This window comes from Tardiphaga sp. 285_C5_N1_2 (assembly GCF_052076065.1).
Lineage (GTDB): Bacteria > Pseudomonadota > Alphaproteobacteria > Rhizobiales > Xanthobacteraceae > Tardiphaga > Tardiphaga robiniae.
In genome coordinates this window covers 5,592,479-5,609,279 of sequence record NZ_CP197241.1, presented here as the reverse complement: position 1 = coordinate 5,609,279, position 16,801 = coordinate 5,592,479, and the positions used below count along the sequence as shown (strand labels likewise).

Annotated in this window: 10 protein-coding genes; 6 read left to right on the top strand and 4 right to left on the bottom strand. The window is 58.9% G+C overall.

What is annotated here, in order from left to right; all coding sequences use genetic code 11:
• Positions 1-5: 5 nt before the first annotated feature.
• The 3 genes from AB7951_RS26500 (at position 6) to AB7951_RS26490 (ending at position 6,982) form a co-directional block, all read left to right on the top strand.
• Positions 6-1,961, top strand: a complete 1,956-nt coding sequence (locus AB7951_RS26500; protein ID WP_441256092.1) for an AAA family ATPase — start codon at positions 6-8, stop codon at positions 1,959-1,961.
• A 7-nt stretch (positions 1,962-1,968) separates the two neighbouring features.
• A complete protein-coding gene (locus AB7951_RS26495) occupies positions 1,969-4,134 on the top strand; it encodes an oligosaccharide flippase family protein (protein ID WP_120287849.1) in 2,166 nt (721 codons plus the stop codon).
• A 73-nt stretch (positions 4,135-4,207) separates the two neighbouring features.
• Entirely contained in the window at positions 4,208-6,982 is a 2,775-nt protein-coding gene (locus AB7951_RS26490; RefSeq protein ID WP_441256091.1) for an AMP-binding protein, read from the top strand.
• A 63-nt stretch (positions 6,983-7,045) separates the two neighbouring features.
• On the opposite strand, the gene AB7951_RS26485 is transcribed toward AB7951_RS26490, so the two are convergent.
• Complete coding sequence (locus tag AB7951_RS26485; protein ID WP_120287850.1) at positions 7,046-7,573, bottom strand: DsrE family protein; 528 nt, start codon at positions 7,571-7,573, stop codon at positions 7,046-7,048.
• 626 nt (positions 7,574-8,199) lie between these two features.
• On the opposite strand from AB7951_RS26485, the gene AB7951_RS26480 reads away from it, so the two are divergent.
• The 3 genes from AB7951_RS26480 to AB7951_RS26470 are packed head-to-tail and all read left to right on the top strand — an operon-like array spanning position 8,200 to position 11,169.
• A complete protein-coding gene (locus AB7951_RS26480) occupies positions 8,200-9,474 on the top strand; it encodes a hypothetical protein (protein ID WP_147421591.1) in 1,275 nt (424 codons plus the stop codon).
• A 55-nt stretch (positions 9,475-9,529) separates the two neighbouring features.
• Complete coding sequence (locus AB7951_RS26475) at positions 9,530-10,552, top strand: TAXI family TRAP transporter solute-binding subunit (RefSeq protein WP_089266912.1); 1,023 nt, start codon at positions 9,530-9,532, stop codon at positions 10,550-10,552.
• Positions 10,549-11,169 carry a type VI secretion system-associated protein TagO gene (locus AB7951_RS26470; RefSeq protein ID WP_120287852.1) on the top strand — a complete coding sequence of 207 codons (621 nt, stop codon included), beginning with the start codon at positions 10,549-10,551 and terminating at the stop codon, positions 11,167-11,169. Before AB7951_RS26475 ends, AB7951_RS26470 begins: the two co-directional genes overlap by 4 nt.
• A 223-nt stretch (positions 11,170-11,392) precedes the next feature.
• Here AB7951_RS26470 and AB7951_RS26465 read toward each other — a convergent pair whose 3' ends face one another.
• The 3 genes from AB7951_RS26465 to AB7951_RS26455 all read right to left on the bottom strand — a co-directional run bounded on the left by AB7951_RS26465 (position 11,393) and on the right by AB7951_RS26455 (position 16,543).
• Positions 11,393-12,886 carry an HlyD family type I secretion periplasmic adaptor subunit gene (locus AB7951_RS26465; RefSeq protein WP_246297934.1) on the bottom strand — a complete coding sequence of 498 codons (1,494 nt, stop codon included), beginning with the start codon at positions 12,884-12,886 and terminating at the stop codon, positions 11,393-11,395.
• Entirely contained in the window at positions 12,886-14,685 is a 1,800-nt protein-coding gene (locus tag AB7951_RS26460) for a type I secretion system permease/ATPase (RefSeq protein WP_439062066.1), read from the bottom strand. The genes AB7951_RS26465 and AB7951_RS26460 overlap by 1 nt, the downstream gene beginning before the upstream one ends.
• Before the next feature lie 241 nt (positions 14,686-14,926).
• Positions 14,927-16,543: a calcium-binding protein gene (locus AB7951_RS26455; protein ID WP_439062067.1), complete on the bottom strand. Its 1,617-nt coding sequence runs from the start codon at positions 16,541-16,543 to the stop codon at positions 14,927-14,929.
• Between the last annotated feature and the right edge of the window lie 258 nt (positions 16,544-16,801).

Below are 16,801 nucleotides of genomic sequence, written 5' to 3'. Positions count from 1 at the left end.
GAGCTATGGAAGCGTTAGTAGGAAGACGTATTCGATCCCTGCAGGCTCTTTCGCCGGATATGGCAGAGGACGAACTTGGGCGGCGCCTGACGGAACAATCCCTGGCTTCAAATGACGGTCTCCAGTCTTTGAATCGCGTGCTGGATAGCGTGCGGAAGTACAGGCGGCTTGTCGTCAGGATGATTGTCGTCGGCGCCTTGCTAGCTGGAGTAGCCGGCCTTCTTATGTCTCCTTCTTATCTGGCGACGGCACAACTTGCTGTTGACGTCCGACAGTCCGGCGCAGTCGATGCCTTGAATGCCGGTGGCGCATCCGCAGCACCTACACCGGCCGCCGAGGAATCCACCATCGACACACATGTCACGGTGCTGCTTTCCGACGCCTATCTGCGGAGACTCCTTCCAACGCTCCGCGCTCTCGAAGATGCGAGGCACGGTGCTGAAACGGGGTCACGAACGTGGATGCAAAGCTTGCGCACGCTCTTTGGTCGTACATGGTCAGCAACCAAGGAGCTGCTACTTGGCAAGAGCCACGAGCCCGATGACGGGTCGGCTCTCGCTGCTCTAAAGCGCAGCTTGAAGGTTGGTCAGGAGCGGCGCTCCAGAATCATCGCCGTTACTTCTATGGCCGCCAATCCGCAACGAGCGGCGGAAATCGCCAATACGGTGGCACAATCGTATGTCGACGAGGTCGCGCGTCAGAAGCAAAGCGATGTGGAGTATGCTTTGAGCTCCCTTGCGACACAATCATCCAAAGTTCAGCGTGACCTTGCAAAGGCGGAGGAGGAACTAAAAGCCTCCCGTCTTGGCCAGCCCTCTCCCTCACGGGACGCCGCGCTGGAGTGGCAGGTCACCACGCTGGCGCAACAGTTTGAAACGCTTCTGCGGCGGCGGCAGGAGCTCACCGCAAAAGGTCTGACCGCGCAATCAGACGTCAGTATTCTCGCCACGGCCACACCGCCAGAACGACCGACCTCATTACACCCGCTACTTATGATTCCTCCTGCGGCAATTATCTTCGCTCTGCTGGCTTGTGTTCTCGCAGTCGTATTGAATCACTTCGATCGGACCCTGCACACGGAAGCCGACGCCGCTGAAGCTCTGCGTATTCCATGCGCCGGACTGATACCTTCGATTCCACTGGAGCCAGGCAAGCAGCCGCATTATGTTTTGGAGGAGCCTGCGAGCCACTATGCCAGAGCAATCCGCTCCATTCTGGTATCCATACTGGCCTCCGACCCGGCAACCCCACGATCGCAGCGTGTTGTCCTCGTCAGCTCCAGCATCGGTGGGGAAGGCAAGACCACACTTGCATGGAGCCTTGGTCTTTACGCTGCCCGGCTCGGGTGGCGCACTCTACTCCTTGACTTTGGCCAATTCACTCGTCGACCGAGTGGCGAGAGCGCCAACTTACTCAGTGTACTGGCGTATGGCCGTCCACTTGCAGACGCGATCGAACATATCCATGAGTCCGGAATTGACTACCTGCCCGCCACATCGTTTGGGGGACATCGGCTTCGGATTCTCGCCGACCCCAAGATTCCTTCGTTGCTCCGACAGCTGAGCGACACCTATGATTTCGTGATCATCGACGGACCTTCGCTGCTGGAAGCCCCGGAAGCAAGACTTCTGGCGAGTTGGGCTGACCACGTTTTGCTCGCCATTCACTCTGGAAGCACCGATCGTGAGGCGGCGCAGACCGCGCTGCATCAACTTGTTCGGACAGAACATCTCAACCCTGCCCAGAACACGAGATTCTCGTCGGTCTTAACTCGCGTCGAGCCGCTACAGCAGGACCAGTTCGGTGAGCGCGCACAGCAGCTGGTCAAGAGGACTTGGGGCGCACTCTGCCGGCGGTCGAAGAGAGCAATCACGTGGCGAACGTGGCGCGGAGACGCAATCGAGCTGAAACGCTCCGGATCACCCAAACTGAACCCCCGCAATTGGTTGAGAAGCGATTGAGGGCAGCATGATTATCGAGACCTTCGGTCCACCAGGCGCTGGCAAAACAACCTTTAGTCGGGCACTCGCTCAACGCCTGCGTGACCGCGGGTATGAGGTCGACCTCGTACTTACGTTGCCGCATCTATCCAATCATCTTCTGAACTTTGGTGGATTTCTTCCAGCGCTGCAGCGCGTCACTCTCGCGATCTTCGCCACCATCGCAATCTTGTGCCGTCCTATCGCAAATGCCCGAGGGTTGCGTCTAGCGAAAGACCTGCTCCGACTAATGCCACCCAATAATCCCGTTTGGAGGATCAGGCTTAGCCAATACGTCGTCCGATTCTCCTGCGTGTGGAGAGATTCGCACAAGTCAGATCGCATCGTCTTGTTCGACCAGGGCTTTGTGCAGATCGTTTGCACCTTGGCCCTGTTTAGCCGAGCAGACGAGAAGACGATCGCTCGTGCAATCGGCATGAGGACACAATCCGATCTGCTGATCCGGTTTGATGCTCCGAAGGAGCTGTTGGAAAAGCGCCTCCATGAGCGAGTACACCAAAAAACCTACATGGAGAAATGGTTCGAGCCTGACGTAGCGACCTTTCTCAAGGCAAAGCCGATTACTGACTACGTTGGCTCATTACTCGCGGCCGAGCATCAACGGGTGATCTGCATCAACTCGCTTGATCCCGGCCTGATGTCCAGGGCTCTCGACCGTATCGAAGAAGAGGTCTCGAGTAAGTTCAGGCCCAACGGAGCGGTCAGCTCGTCACCCGGCCCAGGGGAGGAAAGTTTTGAACCTTATGCCGAGAAGTTCACGCCACCCCTGCCGACGCCCGAGACAATCGGAGCTTTCACAGCTCCGGCTCAACCCGAGCTCGCTCGGCGCATGGCCAGCGCAAGTCTGTGGGCGTTCGTTATCTATGTTGGCGGCGCCGGGCTGACGTGCGTGGCTCAACTTGTCATTGCCCGTACGATAGGAGCGACGAGTTACGGTATCTATTCATACGTCTTGGCCTGGACGACCCTTCTCTCTTACATCGCGGGACTCGGGTTCAACACGGTTCTGCTGCGATATGTGCCGGCCTATAGCGCGACCGGAAAGTGGCCATTGGCGCGCGGAGTCATTCAATTTGCATTCGGACGATCATTGTTGGTTGGGATGTTGATTGCGATCTGCGGAGTCGCCACCGCACTATTCCTGTCGGAGACGCTTCATCGGGAGCTGACTGTCAGTCTGGCGGTTGGCATGGCGACCGTCCCATTGGTCGCGCTTTACGTTCTCGGTTCTGCCACGGTACGCGCGCTGGGTGGCGTCATTTCGGCAATTGCGCCCGAACGCTTCGTTCGGGACGGCCTTATGGTCGTGCTGCTTCTGCTTGCCGTGGCACTCAACGTCACGCCAATCGATGCGACAACGGTCCTGATCGCTTTGATGGCAAGCTCTGCCGTTACAGCGGCCATCGTCGGACTGAGCATGCGGAAGCTTTGGCCGCCACAACTACGCTCGGCGGTGCCGGCTTATGCGTCTCGCGACTGGTGGCATCTTGCCTGTCCTGTCATGATCCTGATTGGAGTTGAGGTTCTCATGAGCCGCGCCGGCGTGATTATCCTCGGCTGGACCGGCGATGCCCACGAGGCCGGCATCTTTGCACTGGGGTTGAATTTAGCTCTTTTTCTTGTTCTCCCCCGGATGGCAGTAGGGACTTTCTTTTCACCAAACGTCTCGAAGCTTCACGCGCATCGGAATGAGGCAGCGCTTCAGAGTCTGTTTGCCCGAGCGACTGTTCTGTCGCTGGCGGGGACAGTCGTGCTGGCACTTCCACTTTTGTTGCTGACGGTACCGTTACTCCGCTTCTTTGGCGAGGAATTCGTTGCGACAGCTCCGGTCGCCCAAATTCTCGTCGTTGGACAGATCTTTGCCGCTGCCACTGGTCCCCAGCAAAATCTTCTGACCATGACAGGGCACGAGCGGGCAGCAGCCGCAATCACGGCGATCGGAGCCGTCATGAACGTCGTCGCTTGTGCGATCGGCATTGCTTTCTTTGGCGTGATGGGTGCCGCCGTTGCGACGGCCGTGACGAATGTAGCCTGGAACATGGCAATGGCGATCTACATCTACAAACGCGTGAACATGACGGCCGGCCTGCTCTTTGCCTTTGTAGAGTTTCGTCGGCCCGCCGCCGCTGAATAGCGCGGTAATTGGATAGAGGCCGGAAAATTGGTGCAGCCCTATCATTCACTCGAAGGACGTCAATAGCCGACGTGTGGCCTACGATCTCCATCCCGCAACGGTGAGTACCGTCATGCAACTTCAGAGATTTCCCGATGGATCCTTGGCGAAACGCGCGAAAACGTTCGCTGGCGGGCGCGCACTTTCCGGAGATTCAAGCGAGCCTGCACAAGCACTCTGGATGGAACCTCCCGAATTGCCTCTCGACCTGGGCGGGCCTGTCGATCGCCCGTTCGATCGTATGGGGGCCGAATTTGCTGGCGTGCCCGCGATCACGCATCTGGATGCGGTGGCAAAGAGATTTCCGAACAACGTAGCCATCAGCGATGACACCCGCCAAATCACATATTCGGATTTTCTGATCAGAGTTTTGACGCTGGCCCAGGCGATTGCAGCGGTGGCTCCCGAGGGGCGGGCCGTCGGCCTGTTGTTGCGCCACTCGATCTGGCATCCGATCGCCATGCTTGCATGTATGGCCGCAGGGCGCCCCCTGGTGCCGCTCAATCCGCGCGATCCGGACCAGCGACTTGCCCACATCGTTGCAAATGCACAGATTTCTGTACTGATCGGCCAGGGCGACAGTAGCTCAACCAAATGGATCGACGAAGACGGCCTGCGTTGGATCGATATTACGCACGCGAACGAATTTTTCGGTGGCGCCCCATCGCTTGAGCCAGTCTCGGTGGATGCACCTGCGCTTGTGCTCTACACGTCGGGCAGTACCGGACAGCCAAAGGGCGTTGTGAATAGCCAACGCAGCTTGCTCCAGCGCGTCCACCAATATGCGGATGCATGTCACATCGACGCTACTGACGTCTTCATGCCTCTGAGCGGCCCTACGACCATTGCGGGCACCAGAGAGATGCTCACGGCCTTGTTGACCGGCGCAAGATTGCATATGGCGGATGTCGAGGCCTTTGGCCTTCGCGGCGTGTTGCGTCAGATCCGATCGCAGCAGATAACGATCACCTATATCGTTCCCGCTCTCCTGCGGGCAGTGATTGCCGCAAGCGATACCGGCGATTTCGAATCGCTCCGGGTTGTCCGCATCGGCGGCGAGAAGGTGCTGTGGACGGATGTTGCACTCGTCCGAAAGGTCGTGAAGCCCTCCTGCTTCATTCAGATCAGCTATTCGTCGACCGAAACCACCGGCACGCAGTGGTTTCTTCCCGACGACTGCAAGGAAAGCGACTTCGGCATGCCCCCGGTTGGCTATTTGCTTCCAGGAATGTCGTTTGCCGTCGTCGACGACAATGGCGTGCCTGTGCCCACCGGCGAGGTTGGGGAGCTGATCATCAAGAGCATGCACGTGCTGCTTGGTTACTGGGAGAACGGTCAGGTGCTCCCTGCATTACCCGACCCGGATGACGACCGTTGCCGCATCTTCCCGACAGGCGACCTTGTTACTGTCGATGCGCGCGGATTGATGCAGATGTTGGGACGAAAGGGGCGTCAGCTCAAAATCAATGGACGGCGTGTCGAACCGGCTGAGCTCGAGGTTGTCGTACGCAGGATCCACTATGTGAGCGACGCCGTCGCCATCGTCACCGATTCAAGCGAGCTGGTGATTTTTGCGTCGCCAGGTGTCGAGGCCAAGGCAACATTCACGGCTGACGTTCGGGACGTTATCAGGCAGACGCTTCCGACCGCATTGCATCCCACCAGACTGCATGAAATCGCGGAACTTCCGCGCCTCGCCGGCGGAAAGATAGACGTCGCAAAACTCAAGGCGCTGGATAGCGAGAGCCGAAGAGGTCCGCCCCCGCCTCAGCCTCAGCCTCCAGGGGCGGGTGAAGTGAAGCAAGCCGAAAAAATAGTGGCGCAGGTATGGGCGCGGATCCTAGGTACGACCGACGTTGCCGGCCGCTGGGACGAGGCAGGTGGCGATTCCCTCAAGCTTCTGCGATGCGTGATGGAGCTGGAAGAGCTGGTCGGCCAAGAGCTCAACATGGAAGCTTTCACGGTGGACATGAGCGCAGCCGATATGATTCATATCGTCGCTGCAGGTGGCCGATCGCAGCGGCAACAAGCCGCCGGGGAACTCCTGCCTCATCTGGTGATGTTGCCAGGCTCGATAGGTTACGGTCCGAGTCTGGCGGCGTTCGGGGCACAGTTGAGCAAGACGGCTCATGTGATCCCGATCCGCTACCCGGATCTGACGTCTGCCCTGACCGGATGCGGCTCGGTCGACCACATGGCGACATTGGCGCTGGAACAGATCAACGCCGTTCATCCTCGCGGCGACATACGTCTAATCGGCTATTCGCTGGGTGGCGGCGTCGCATTTGAAGTGGCTGCCCGGCTGATTGCGGAAGGCCGATCGGTGAAATTTCTGGGCATATTGGACACGAATATCGGCCCCCGCAGGAGTGACTATCGGGAGACCCTGTCGCGTACTCTGCAGAGAGTTAGATCACACCGGGTCACGATGTACCGAATGCTGTGTCGCGCTATCGCAAAATGCGTTGCTCGACTCCACTGGGAGGTAAAGTTCTGTCGAATTCTCGATGCGAGGATCTGGACGCGCTTGGCCGGCACCCGCTTCATGCTCAAGTTGGAGCTTGAGGAGATTCTCCGGATGCAGGAATTCGGCCGCTGGGTGGCGAGTGCCAAACCTCGCTTGCCAATTACCGGAACGGTATTCCTTTGCAACCGGCGAGGGTCACCAGCACACCTCGGATGGGACTCTCTGTTTGCAAAACTGGAGGTTATTCCGATTGCTGGCGGCCATCTCGATCTCGTGATCGACCCGCATTTGACCGTCAACCGACCGGTCATCGAACGAGCGATCACGTCGTCCTATTCCTGATCTTCGACCAACAGATCCAACAGATTGGAACTAGGCGATGCAGATCGCAGAGGCCCCTCTGGATCAAGGTCGCAAGTAGCTCCAGCCTCGCTCTTGCAGCTCCATGAGCCGTACCACTCCGGATTTGGTGACCTTGGCCTGCGGGATAAGAGGAATATCCTTCGCCTCAGCTTTTGCCATATTCTCGCGGGTGTTCCCGCATGCTGAAAAGGTCAGCTGTGGCATGGTTTCGCTCATGGATTTGATGCGCGCTTTGACGGGAGAGGTGTCATCTCGCAGCATATGCAGTCCGGGTCCAAAAACGACCACTTCGATCCCAACCTTTTGACCGATCTCGCTGTAGTGCTGAGCTGCATTGCTGACATTATTGAGAGCGAGATTCATTGTTGCGGGGTCATTGACGTTAACCTGTACAACGAGCCGATGTGGCTGCGTTCGGATGGCGGCGGTGGTCACCTTGGCGTTGGCGTTCATTTTGGCAGAAGTCTTGGCAGACGTATTGATTTCTACAGCGCCGCTGGTTTGGGTGCTCAGCATCAAGATAATCCCAACGGCGGCCATGCTGGCGAAGACGACGAGTGATCTGTTCATGTTGTTTCCTTGAGTGTGCTGGGAGTGCGGGCTCAAGTGTGCGCGATAGCGTAATCGCGCGCGAACAGGCGGGTCAAGAATGGTTCAGACAATGCAGGCGTGATCTACTTAATTGCCGCGATTGGTGCGCCTACCTCGTTGTGACTACTTCCATTGCTACATCGACAAACGGCCGATGAAGGCTGTGTCATCAAAATGGACACACATAAAAGCTCACCTGAGTTGTCACGATGTGGTCACAGGCAGTTGAGGTAGCATCGCATTGGCTACCGCGATCCAAAGCTGTTGAGGGCTCCCGCGCAACAAGCAGAACCGCTGCGCGTGCCTCGTCTGCAGTAGGAGCTTGCATTCTGTGGGTCCTCATTGGGGCTGCGGAGGATGGGCTATGCGGTGAAAGCCAATTCCGCGCGCAGGCCTCCGAATCTTCTCAAACACGGGAGCGGAACAGGGCTGAAGCCCTTGCACCTGTGCTTGTCGCGCCCCCCCGAGCAGAACTCAATGCGGCCCAGTCGACGGCTGAAGCGACCAGCACCACGCTAAGACAGGCGCTTGATCAAGAGCGAGCTAGGGCAGACGCCCTTGCGGGTGAACTTGCGACCCTCCGGGCGGAACTCGAGACGGCGCGGGTGGCAGGCAAGGAATCTGCCCAGGCCATCGAGGTAGGGATCAGGCAAACGCAAGCGCTCGAACAGGAGCGAGACAAAACAATCGACCTTATGCGTGAGCTTGCCTTCCTTCGGACCGAACTCGACGCGGCGCGGATCGTGATTTCGAAAGCTGTGCAAGCCACCGAGGCAGAGATCGAGCAAGAGCAGGCGCTCGAACAGCAGGAGCGGTGGAAGGCAGACGCGCCCGCGCATGACCTTGCTTCCCTTCGGGCGGAACTCGATACGGTGCGGATCGCAGCTTCGGACGCCGCAAAAGCCACCGCGGCAGAGATCGAGCAAAAGCAGGCGCTCGAACAGCAGCTCAAACAGCAGCAAGACGGGACGGAAGCCCTCAAGCGTGAATTGATCTCTCTCCGGACCGAACTAGACGCGGCGCGTGCCGCGACGCCGCAGGCTGCGCGGATCGTCGAGGCTGCGAAGGTCGAACAAGAGCGCGCATCTGCAAAGGAGCGCAGCCGGACCGAGGCAGTCGCCCGCGAGCTCTCCTCGGCGCGTCAGCAGATCGAGGAGCATGCCAGCCGTCTCGCGGCGGCACACGCTGAGGTGCTTCGGGTGACGGAGGCCAGCAACACCACGGCAGCAGAGCAGAAGCGAGCTCTTGCCAGCGAGCGCGAGCGTGCTGACGCACTTGTACAGGAGCTTGCTCTTGTTAAGAACCAACTGGAGGCTCGAAACCAGCAGCTTGCTGCCGTGAGTGCTTCTCAGACTCTCGCTTCGCGCCAACCCGCCCCTACTGGCCGGAACGAAGGCGCGGCGGAGCCCCGTGCGAAGACGACCGAGGGAAAGAGCGCCTTGCCGCAGTGGGCTTCCACTCAGGCCGTCGCTTCATATGCGGAAAGATCGTCCGTGTTGGAAACGCCACCGCAAGCACGGTCGACCGCTCGCGAAGCCGTGCCAAGTGTGGAGTCGAAAGTCCTCGTGGCATCAGAGGTAACCGTGCTGGCGAGTGTCGCTCCCTATTCTGTGGCGGACGAACAGAGACTGCTTGTTCGGGCGAACGCATTGCTCCGGCAAGCTGACATCAGCGGGGCGCGCCCATTGCTTGAACATGCTCTTGGACATGGCAGCGCGCGAGCCGCCTTTATGCTCGCGGAGACCTACGACGCCCGCGTGCTGAAATCGTGGAGCGCACGTGGGGTCCTCGGTGATTCCAGAAAGGCACTCGAACTGTATGAAAAGGCACAGGCGGGCGGCATTGAGGATGCGAAGGCGAGGATTGAGTCGCTGAAATAGCAGCCTGCTCCTGACGCGTCAGCCCTAGATGGTCAATCCGAGAATGGAGACTCGCATGTCGCTCATCAAGTTCTCATTTGCTATGGCATTAGCGGCGTTCGGGCTGCAACTGGCTGCCAATGCCCAATCTCTCCCGACGCGCGAGACGCAGGCTATGGCGGCGGTGAAAAGGACCGAAACGGCCGCGAAAGAGCGCATCAATGCATGGACCGTCGGCCTCGCCGGCGGGCTCATTGAAGGGGCTCCGCTTCGTCTCGCGGCAGAGATCGCTCGCGTCGTAAACGAGGAGGATAAGCTTCACGTCCTCCCGATCGTGACGCGCGGAGCAACGGAAAACGTCAATTCGCTGCTGTATCTTAGAGGCGTTGATGCGGCGATCATCAACACGGATGCTCTTGAGGAATATAAAGCTCAAGTTCCGTCTATCGAACGGCGCATCGTTTACGTTCTGAACCTCTTTCCGTCCGAACTGCACATATTCGTCCGCCCGGAGATCCGGTCGCTCGAAGAGCTTAAGGGAAAAAAGGTCAATTTCAATACGCAAGGTACGGCAGCCGCCTATTCCGGTCCGCTGATCTTCAGTCGGCTGGGACTAAACGTGGAAAAGATGTTCATTCCGCACCAGGTCGCATTGGAGCAAATGAAGCGCGGAGAAATCGCGGCCGTTGTGTTTGTGACGTCAAAGCCCGTCGACGCTTTTCTGAAGGGACGCTGGGATCCCGGATTTAAGTTCCTCCCCGTCGAATACGGCGCCAAATTTGAGGACTACTATCTTCCATCGTCTATCGATGCGGCGGACTATCCGAGTCTGGTGCCGAAAGGTGAGCGGATAGCGACGATTGCAGTCCCCACCATTCTTGCGGCCTATAACTGGCCACAACAGTCTGACCGATACCGGCGCGTGGCGCGCCTTGTCGATCACCTGTTTGGTCGCTTCGACCGGTTGCAGTCCCCTGGTTTCGATCCGAAATGGAAAGAGGTCAATCTGCGGGCCAGCGTGCCGAGCCTCGGCCGGTTTAAGCCGGCGCAGGAATGGCTTGATCTTCCGCAAGCCGTAACAGCAGGACGGTCCCCATGAAGGACACGGGTACTCTCGGTCTGGCTGTGCTCTTGATTATGAGCCAGACTGTGTGTGCTCAAACCGGTGGCGCCATAGATCGCCTGAAGACCTGCTCACAGTTTGAAGGCATGGAGCGCTTGAAGTGCGTCGATGAGCTGTTGGGGGAGATGACCGAAACTCACGCTACCACGCCGTCTCCAAGTCCGAACTGGATCATCAGCGAGACCACCTCTCCGGTGGATTATCAGCCGCAGATTGAGGCGCTGATGACAGCGCGCACAGCATCGCAAAATGCTGCCTCCGCGTTCGCCATCCATTGTCGCGCCCATCGCACGGAGTTGATAATTTCCACAACGGGATCCTGGAAGCCGGTCCCGGATGGCGAGGTGAAGGTCGCGCACCGGATCAACGAAGAGCCAGTTGTTGAACAGCGCTGGCGGGCGTTAGAAACGGGGAAAGGTCTTGCCTTTCCAGGCGACGTTGTTCGCTTGCTCCGCTCAATGCCGGATGGTGGCCAGCTTCTCGTTAAAGTCCACGTTGGGAAAGGCCCACCATATGAAAGTACGTTTCAATTGGTCGGCTTGAATGCCGTCCGACGCAAGATGGCGACGGCATGCAACTGGCCCGCGCCCTGACCGACGCGCGTACGAGTGCAGGACAACGCGACCAGTTCCCTCACCTCCGTTGCGAAAATACCAGCCCGACATATCTGTCGCCTCGCCGCATGCGCAGCTGCCTTCACCCGCTCGTTCATCCAACGCTCCAACATCTGCAATGTCTAGGCGTTGCGGCAACGATGGTTGTGCTGAACCAAGCCGCCGGCGATGCCTCGGCAAGTCGCGACGCCGGTTGGCCGCCTTAGTCCTCCCGCATGCCACGCCGTATCGCATCGGTCATCGGTTGCATGAGATAGGCAAGAACGGTGCGTTCACCAGTCGCGATCAGGACGTCGGCCATCATGCCGGGTTTGAGCTTCTCGCGAATTTTGTCGGGAAATTTCGTCACTTGCACTGAAACTTTGACTTCGTAGTAAGGCTGGTGCGTGGCTTCGTCGCGAAGCGCATCGGCTGCCACCGAAAGAACTTCGCCGATGGCGATCGGCGTCGAGCGAGCCTTGAACGAGGGAAGCCGCACTTCTGTGGGCATGCCGATTTGTACGTGATTGACGTCGAGAGAGGATATTTTCGCGGCAACCACGAGGACGTCGTTGTCCGGCACGATCTCCATCAAGACGTCGCCCGGCTTGATCACCGCGCCGACCGTGTGGACTTTCAGATTGACGATACGTCCGGAGCGAGATGCGCGAACGTCCATCCGACCGAGAACGTCTGCGGCCATGCGCAGCTTCTCGCGCGCGTCAGCGAGCTGAGCGCGGGTGTCGGCAAGCTTACCGGTGGCTTCCTCCAGAACTTTCTGCCCGACCTGATTGATCTGTAACCGTGCTTCGTCGATGATCCGTCCGAAGCGCGCGATGTCGGCGTCGTATGAACCAATTCGGCCCTCAAGGTCGGATTTGGAACGCTCCAGAGTCGCAATCCGCGCGAACGGAACGATCCCCTGGTCGGCGAGCGGCTTGAGCTTGGTATATTCCTGCGCCATGCTGTCGAACTGTGCGCGTGCAGCCTTGCTTTGCGCAGCGTTTCCCTGGATCTGGCGCTGCGCCTGTCCGATCTTTTCTTCAAGGATCGAAACCTCGATCTTTCGCGCGACGCGGCGTTCCTCGAACCGCCGCTTCTGGTCGCCCATGGCACGCTGCGCAGAGGGATCGGAGGCCTTCTGCGTCAGTTCGGATGGAAACGTGATCGTATCGGCCCCATCGGCTTCCGCAAGCAGGCGCGCCTCTTCCGCGATTGCCGAATACACGGCCGAACGCGCCATTTCCTCCCGCGCCCGGTCCTGTGTTGGATCGAGTCGCAACAGCACCTGTCCCTGTTCGACATGCGCGTCGCCCCTCACCATCAGGCTTTGGACGATGCCACCTTCCAGGTGCTGAACGGACTTACGGTCGCTCTCGACGACGATCGAGCCTGCAGCCACGACGGCACCATCGATGGAGGCCAGGCCAGCCCAACCACCAAACACTACGAAGGTCAGGAACACGATGCCAAAGCCGCGTCTCGCCGGAGTGCGCCAATCGCCCGATGGGTCGCCATTTGCGTTCCCGGCGTCGCGATTCGGGAATATCGACAGCCATACCTTTGATAGCCAGATCAGCAACCGCGCCTTGATCTCCACAAATCGTTGCAAGACATCAGGCCTGCGAAACGCGTGGCCACCATCGCTCAAACGTCTGAGGAGTCGCGCCAGTTCGTCCTGAGCAGCAATCTCTGCTCGCAGCTTGGGAATCTTCATCATTGCCTCGTGACATGGACAGGCCGCACTGAACTTGGAAACGGCGCGTGGCGTGAGGCCCCGTCAACTCGGTGGCTTTCTGTTGTGATCCGCGGCTCGCGGCGCATGGGCGCAACGGTCTCACCAAGAAGCAGGGGAAGGAGCTCTTCGCGCGTACCCGCGCGCCCAATGTGCCCGTCATGCATGAAAACAATCTTGTCGACCAATGAAAGGAGATTTGGTCTGTGATTGATGATCACGATCGTCACACGCTGTTGACGGAGCATTTGGATGGCGTCAGCCAGAGCACGATCGCCGTCACCATCCAGATTGGCGTTCGGTTCATCGAGCACGACAAAGACGGGCCTGCCAAAAAGTGCGCGGGCCAACCCGATGCGTTGTCGCTGGCCGCCGGAAAGACCCGCCCCGTTTTCCCCGATGACAGTGTCGTAGCCCTGCGGCAGCCGCTGGATCATGGCGTGCGCCGAAGCGAGCTGCGCCGCCTCGACAACCTGTTCATCCAACGCGCCGTCACGAAAGCGAGCGATGTTGTCGCGGACGGTCCCGGCGAATAATTCAACATCCTGCGGCAAGTAACCGAAACTTTGTCCAAGGAAACTGGCCTCGAAATGCCGGATGTCATTTCCATCGACGCGTACGCAACCCTGTGCGGCTGGCCAGGCTCCAACCAGCGCGCGCGCTAGGGAAGATTTGCCGGAACCGGACGCACCGACGATCGCAACAACTTCGCCAGGTGACAGCCGGAAACTGACATCGGAAATCGCCGCCAACTGCGATCCCGGTACCATAACGGTCAAAGCCTCGACGGAGATGTTGCCGACCGGGGGCGGCAATCGCGTCGGTTGTCTTTCCGTCGCCCGCGTCCGCAGAGCCTCGTCGAGGCGGGAAAAAGACGTCCGCGCCGACACGAACGCTCTCCATTGCGCGACAGCCGCCTCTACCGGTGCGAGCGCGCGCCCCATGATCAAGGAGGCAGCGAAGAGAACGCCTCCCGAGATCTCCTGATGAATTGCCAGGTAAGCCCCGACGCCCATAATCGCCACCTGAATCGCCATCCGCAGAAATTTCGAGATTGCGAGCAGCGTTCCGCCGCGTTCTCCGGCCTTGGCGCTTTCAACGAGCGCCTGTCCATGCGTGGCGCCCCAGGCGGCGCGTATGGCAGGCCCCATTCCGAGACCACGGATCGCTTCCGCGTTACGAAGCGAGGACGTCAATCGGTCCAGAGCGTGGAGATTCTTGAACGAAGCCGCCATCAGCGGCGCTTTGGTGGCGCGCTCATTGAGAAAGGCGAGCGCAAGGATGACCAGCGCGCCTGTCAGAGCAACCATGCCGATCGATGGATGAAGCAGAAAACACATGCCGAGAAAAATCGGAGTCCAGGGTGCGTCCATCAGAGACGTGATCACGCCGCCGGATAGAACGTCGCGCAATGTGTCGACGTCGCGCAACAGCTGAACATGATGCGAGCTTCCTGTGCGCACTGCCTGCGCGAGAGCCGTTTCGAAAGCTTCTCCTGACAGCAAATGGTCGAAGCGAATTCCGGTTTGCACGAGAACACGGCTGCGAAAGTGCTCGAGTGCTGCGTAACTGATGAAAAGCGCGAGCGCGATCAGCGAAAGCAGCAACAGCGTCATCGCGTTTCGGCTCGTCAGCACGCGATCGTAGATCTGCATCGTATAAAGCGGCGAAACGAACACCAGGAGATTTATGAAGATAGACAGCCCGCCAGCGGCAAGCAGGCCTGGACGTATCTGGCGGAAAGCGTCCGCAAGCGCGGGCGGTCTTGCTGAAGTATACATGTGTGCATCCAGGCCGCCCGGATCGGACGGCGCTAACGTTAGAGAAGCCATATGCGAAGAAGCGAGCGCGAATTGGCTCGTACGCAACACATCCCGCACTGCGCGAGACGGCATTCCTCTCGCGACCATACTGGCCGCGATGATCCCCAAATGGGGGGCCATGAAGGCCCCCCAAGTCGCTTTCATATGCGCGGATCACCGCGCATATGTCGTTCTTTGTCGCAGACTCAGTTCTGCGGGTTTACCAGTGCCACGAATGGTGATCCACGTGATGGTTGTTGTGGAGGCTGGCGAGATCCAGATGCGGCGCCAGAGTTGCGTCGGTGACGTCGCTCGAAGCCGTATCCGTTGCAGCCGTCGCTGCTGCGGTTGCAGCGGGCGAAGCGGATGCGTACTGATGATGACCACCCCAGGAAGATTTGTTCCCATCCGTGAGATGAGAGAAGTCCAGCCTGTGATGGTGGTTGTGCCCGGAGTTGCCGACGTCGGTGGCCGGAGCCGTCGTCGTCGGCTCGGTGGTCGTAGGCGCAGTCGAGGTGTCGACAACGCTGCTGGAAGCGGTATCCGCTGCAACGCTCACGGACGCGGTTGCCGCGGATCCGTGGTGATGGTGTCCACCTCCGGATGATGTGCTTCCATCGGTCAGCTGGGAGAAGTCCAGCTTGTGATGGTGGTTATGCCCGGAGTGGCCGGCGTTGGTGGTCGGCGCCGTCGTCGTTGGCTCGGTGGTCGTGGGCGCAGTCGAGGTGTCGACCGACGCTGTGTCGGTAACGCTGCTGGAAGCGGTATCCGTTGCAGTGCTCACGGACGCGTTTGCCGCGGATCCGTGGTGATGGTGTCCACCTCCGGAACCGGACGATGTGCTTCCATCTGTCGACTGGGAGGAGTCAGCCTTGTGATGGTGGTTGTGCCCGGAGCCGCTGGTATCGGTGGTCGGCGCCGTCGTCGTTGGCTGAGAGGCCGTGGGCGTCGTCGAAGAATCGCTCGAAGACGTCGTATCCGTCGAGGTGCCGCTATGCGACGTATCGACCGGCGTCGTCGGGTTGCTGCTCGACGTGTCAACCGGAGTCGTGCTTCCAGTCGACGTCGAATCCGTCGTCGTGCTCGTATTGTGCTGCAGGAATACGTTCTGGAGCGCTTGCGAGTTTTCCAGCGCCACGTCTCCGTTCTGCGATCCCCAGGCGTAGGCGTAGTCGAAAGCCGGATTGGGAACGACAGATGCCCAATGGTCGAGCATTTGCTGTTCCTGCGCGGCGGTCGGCATCACATAGTGACCACCCTGATCGGTGACCCAGTTACCGCCGCCGAATGTCTGAAATACCGGGACGATGCTGGCCTCCGGAATTCCAGCGGCTTTGGCGGCAGCGACAGCCTTGTCAATCATGCTGTAGTCGACTGTCGAGCTATCCGACCGCACCGGATACGGATCGATTCCGAAGAGGTCGATATGGGTGTTCTCCGGGGTGTACGTATTCGCGAAGCTGGGATTATCCGAAGATCCCATGTTCATCATGGTGATGAACGTCTTCGCACCCGGAACGTTGGCGTGAATCCAATCGGACTCAGCCTTCAGGTTTGCAGCGGTCACGAGGGTATTCCACTGCCCCGTGGGATCTGGCTCGTCCTTAAGGAAGAAACCGTAGACGTTGGGATTACCGATGTAAGGTTTCACAGCGTCGATGAAGCTCTGGGTGACGCCGTCACCCTGATCGAGCCAGACGAGGCCCTTCACGCCTGCCGGCAAAGCGTTCACTTGCTCCACCGACGAAACGTCGGCAAGATTGAAGCCTGCTTGAGCTGGGGTGAAGTTACCTTGTGCGTCGATGTTGTCGCCTGATGCGTAGTGTAATGTTGCCAATACCGTTCCCCTGTATTGTAGTACGTTGACGAGGCCCCCAAGAATCTTCGTAAAAGTAAATGCAGGTATGTAACTACAGTTCTGCGTTAGCTTTGATCGAAGCGCCCATGGATTAACGTTTGTTTACGTTTGAGGCGGGAGTTTGTCGCAGCACCGGACAAAACAGTGAGTTTATTGTGCTAAAACTTGGAGGCGGGTATCAGAGAAGTGTTAGCACGGTGCGTAACGTTTCAATCTGTTCGCAGCGGTACTTTTCGA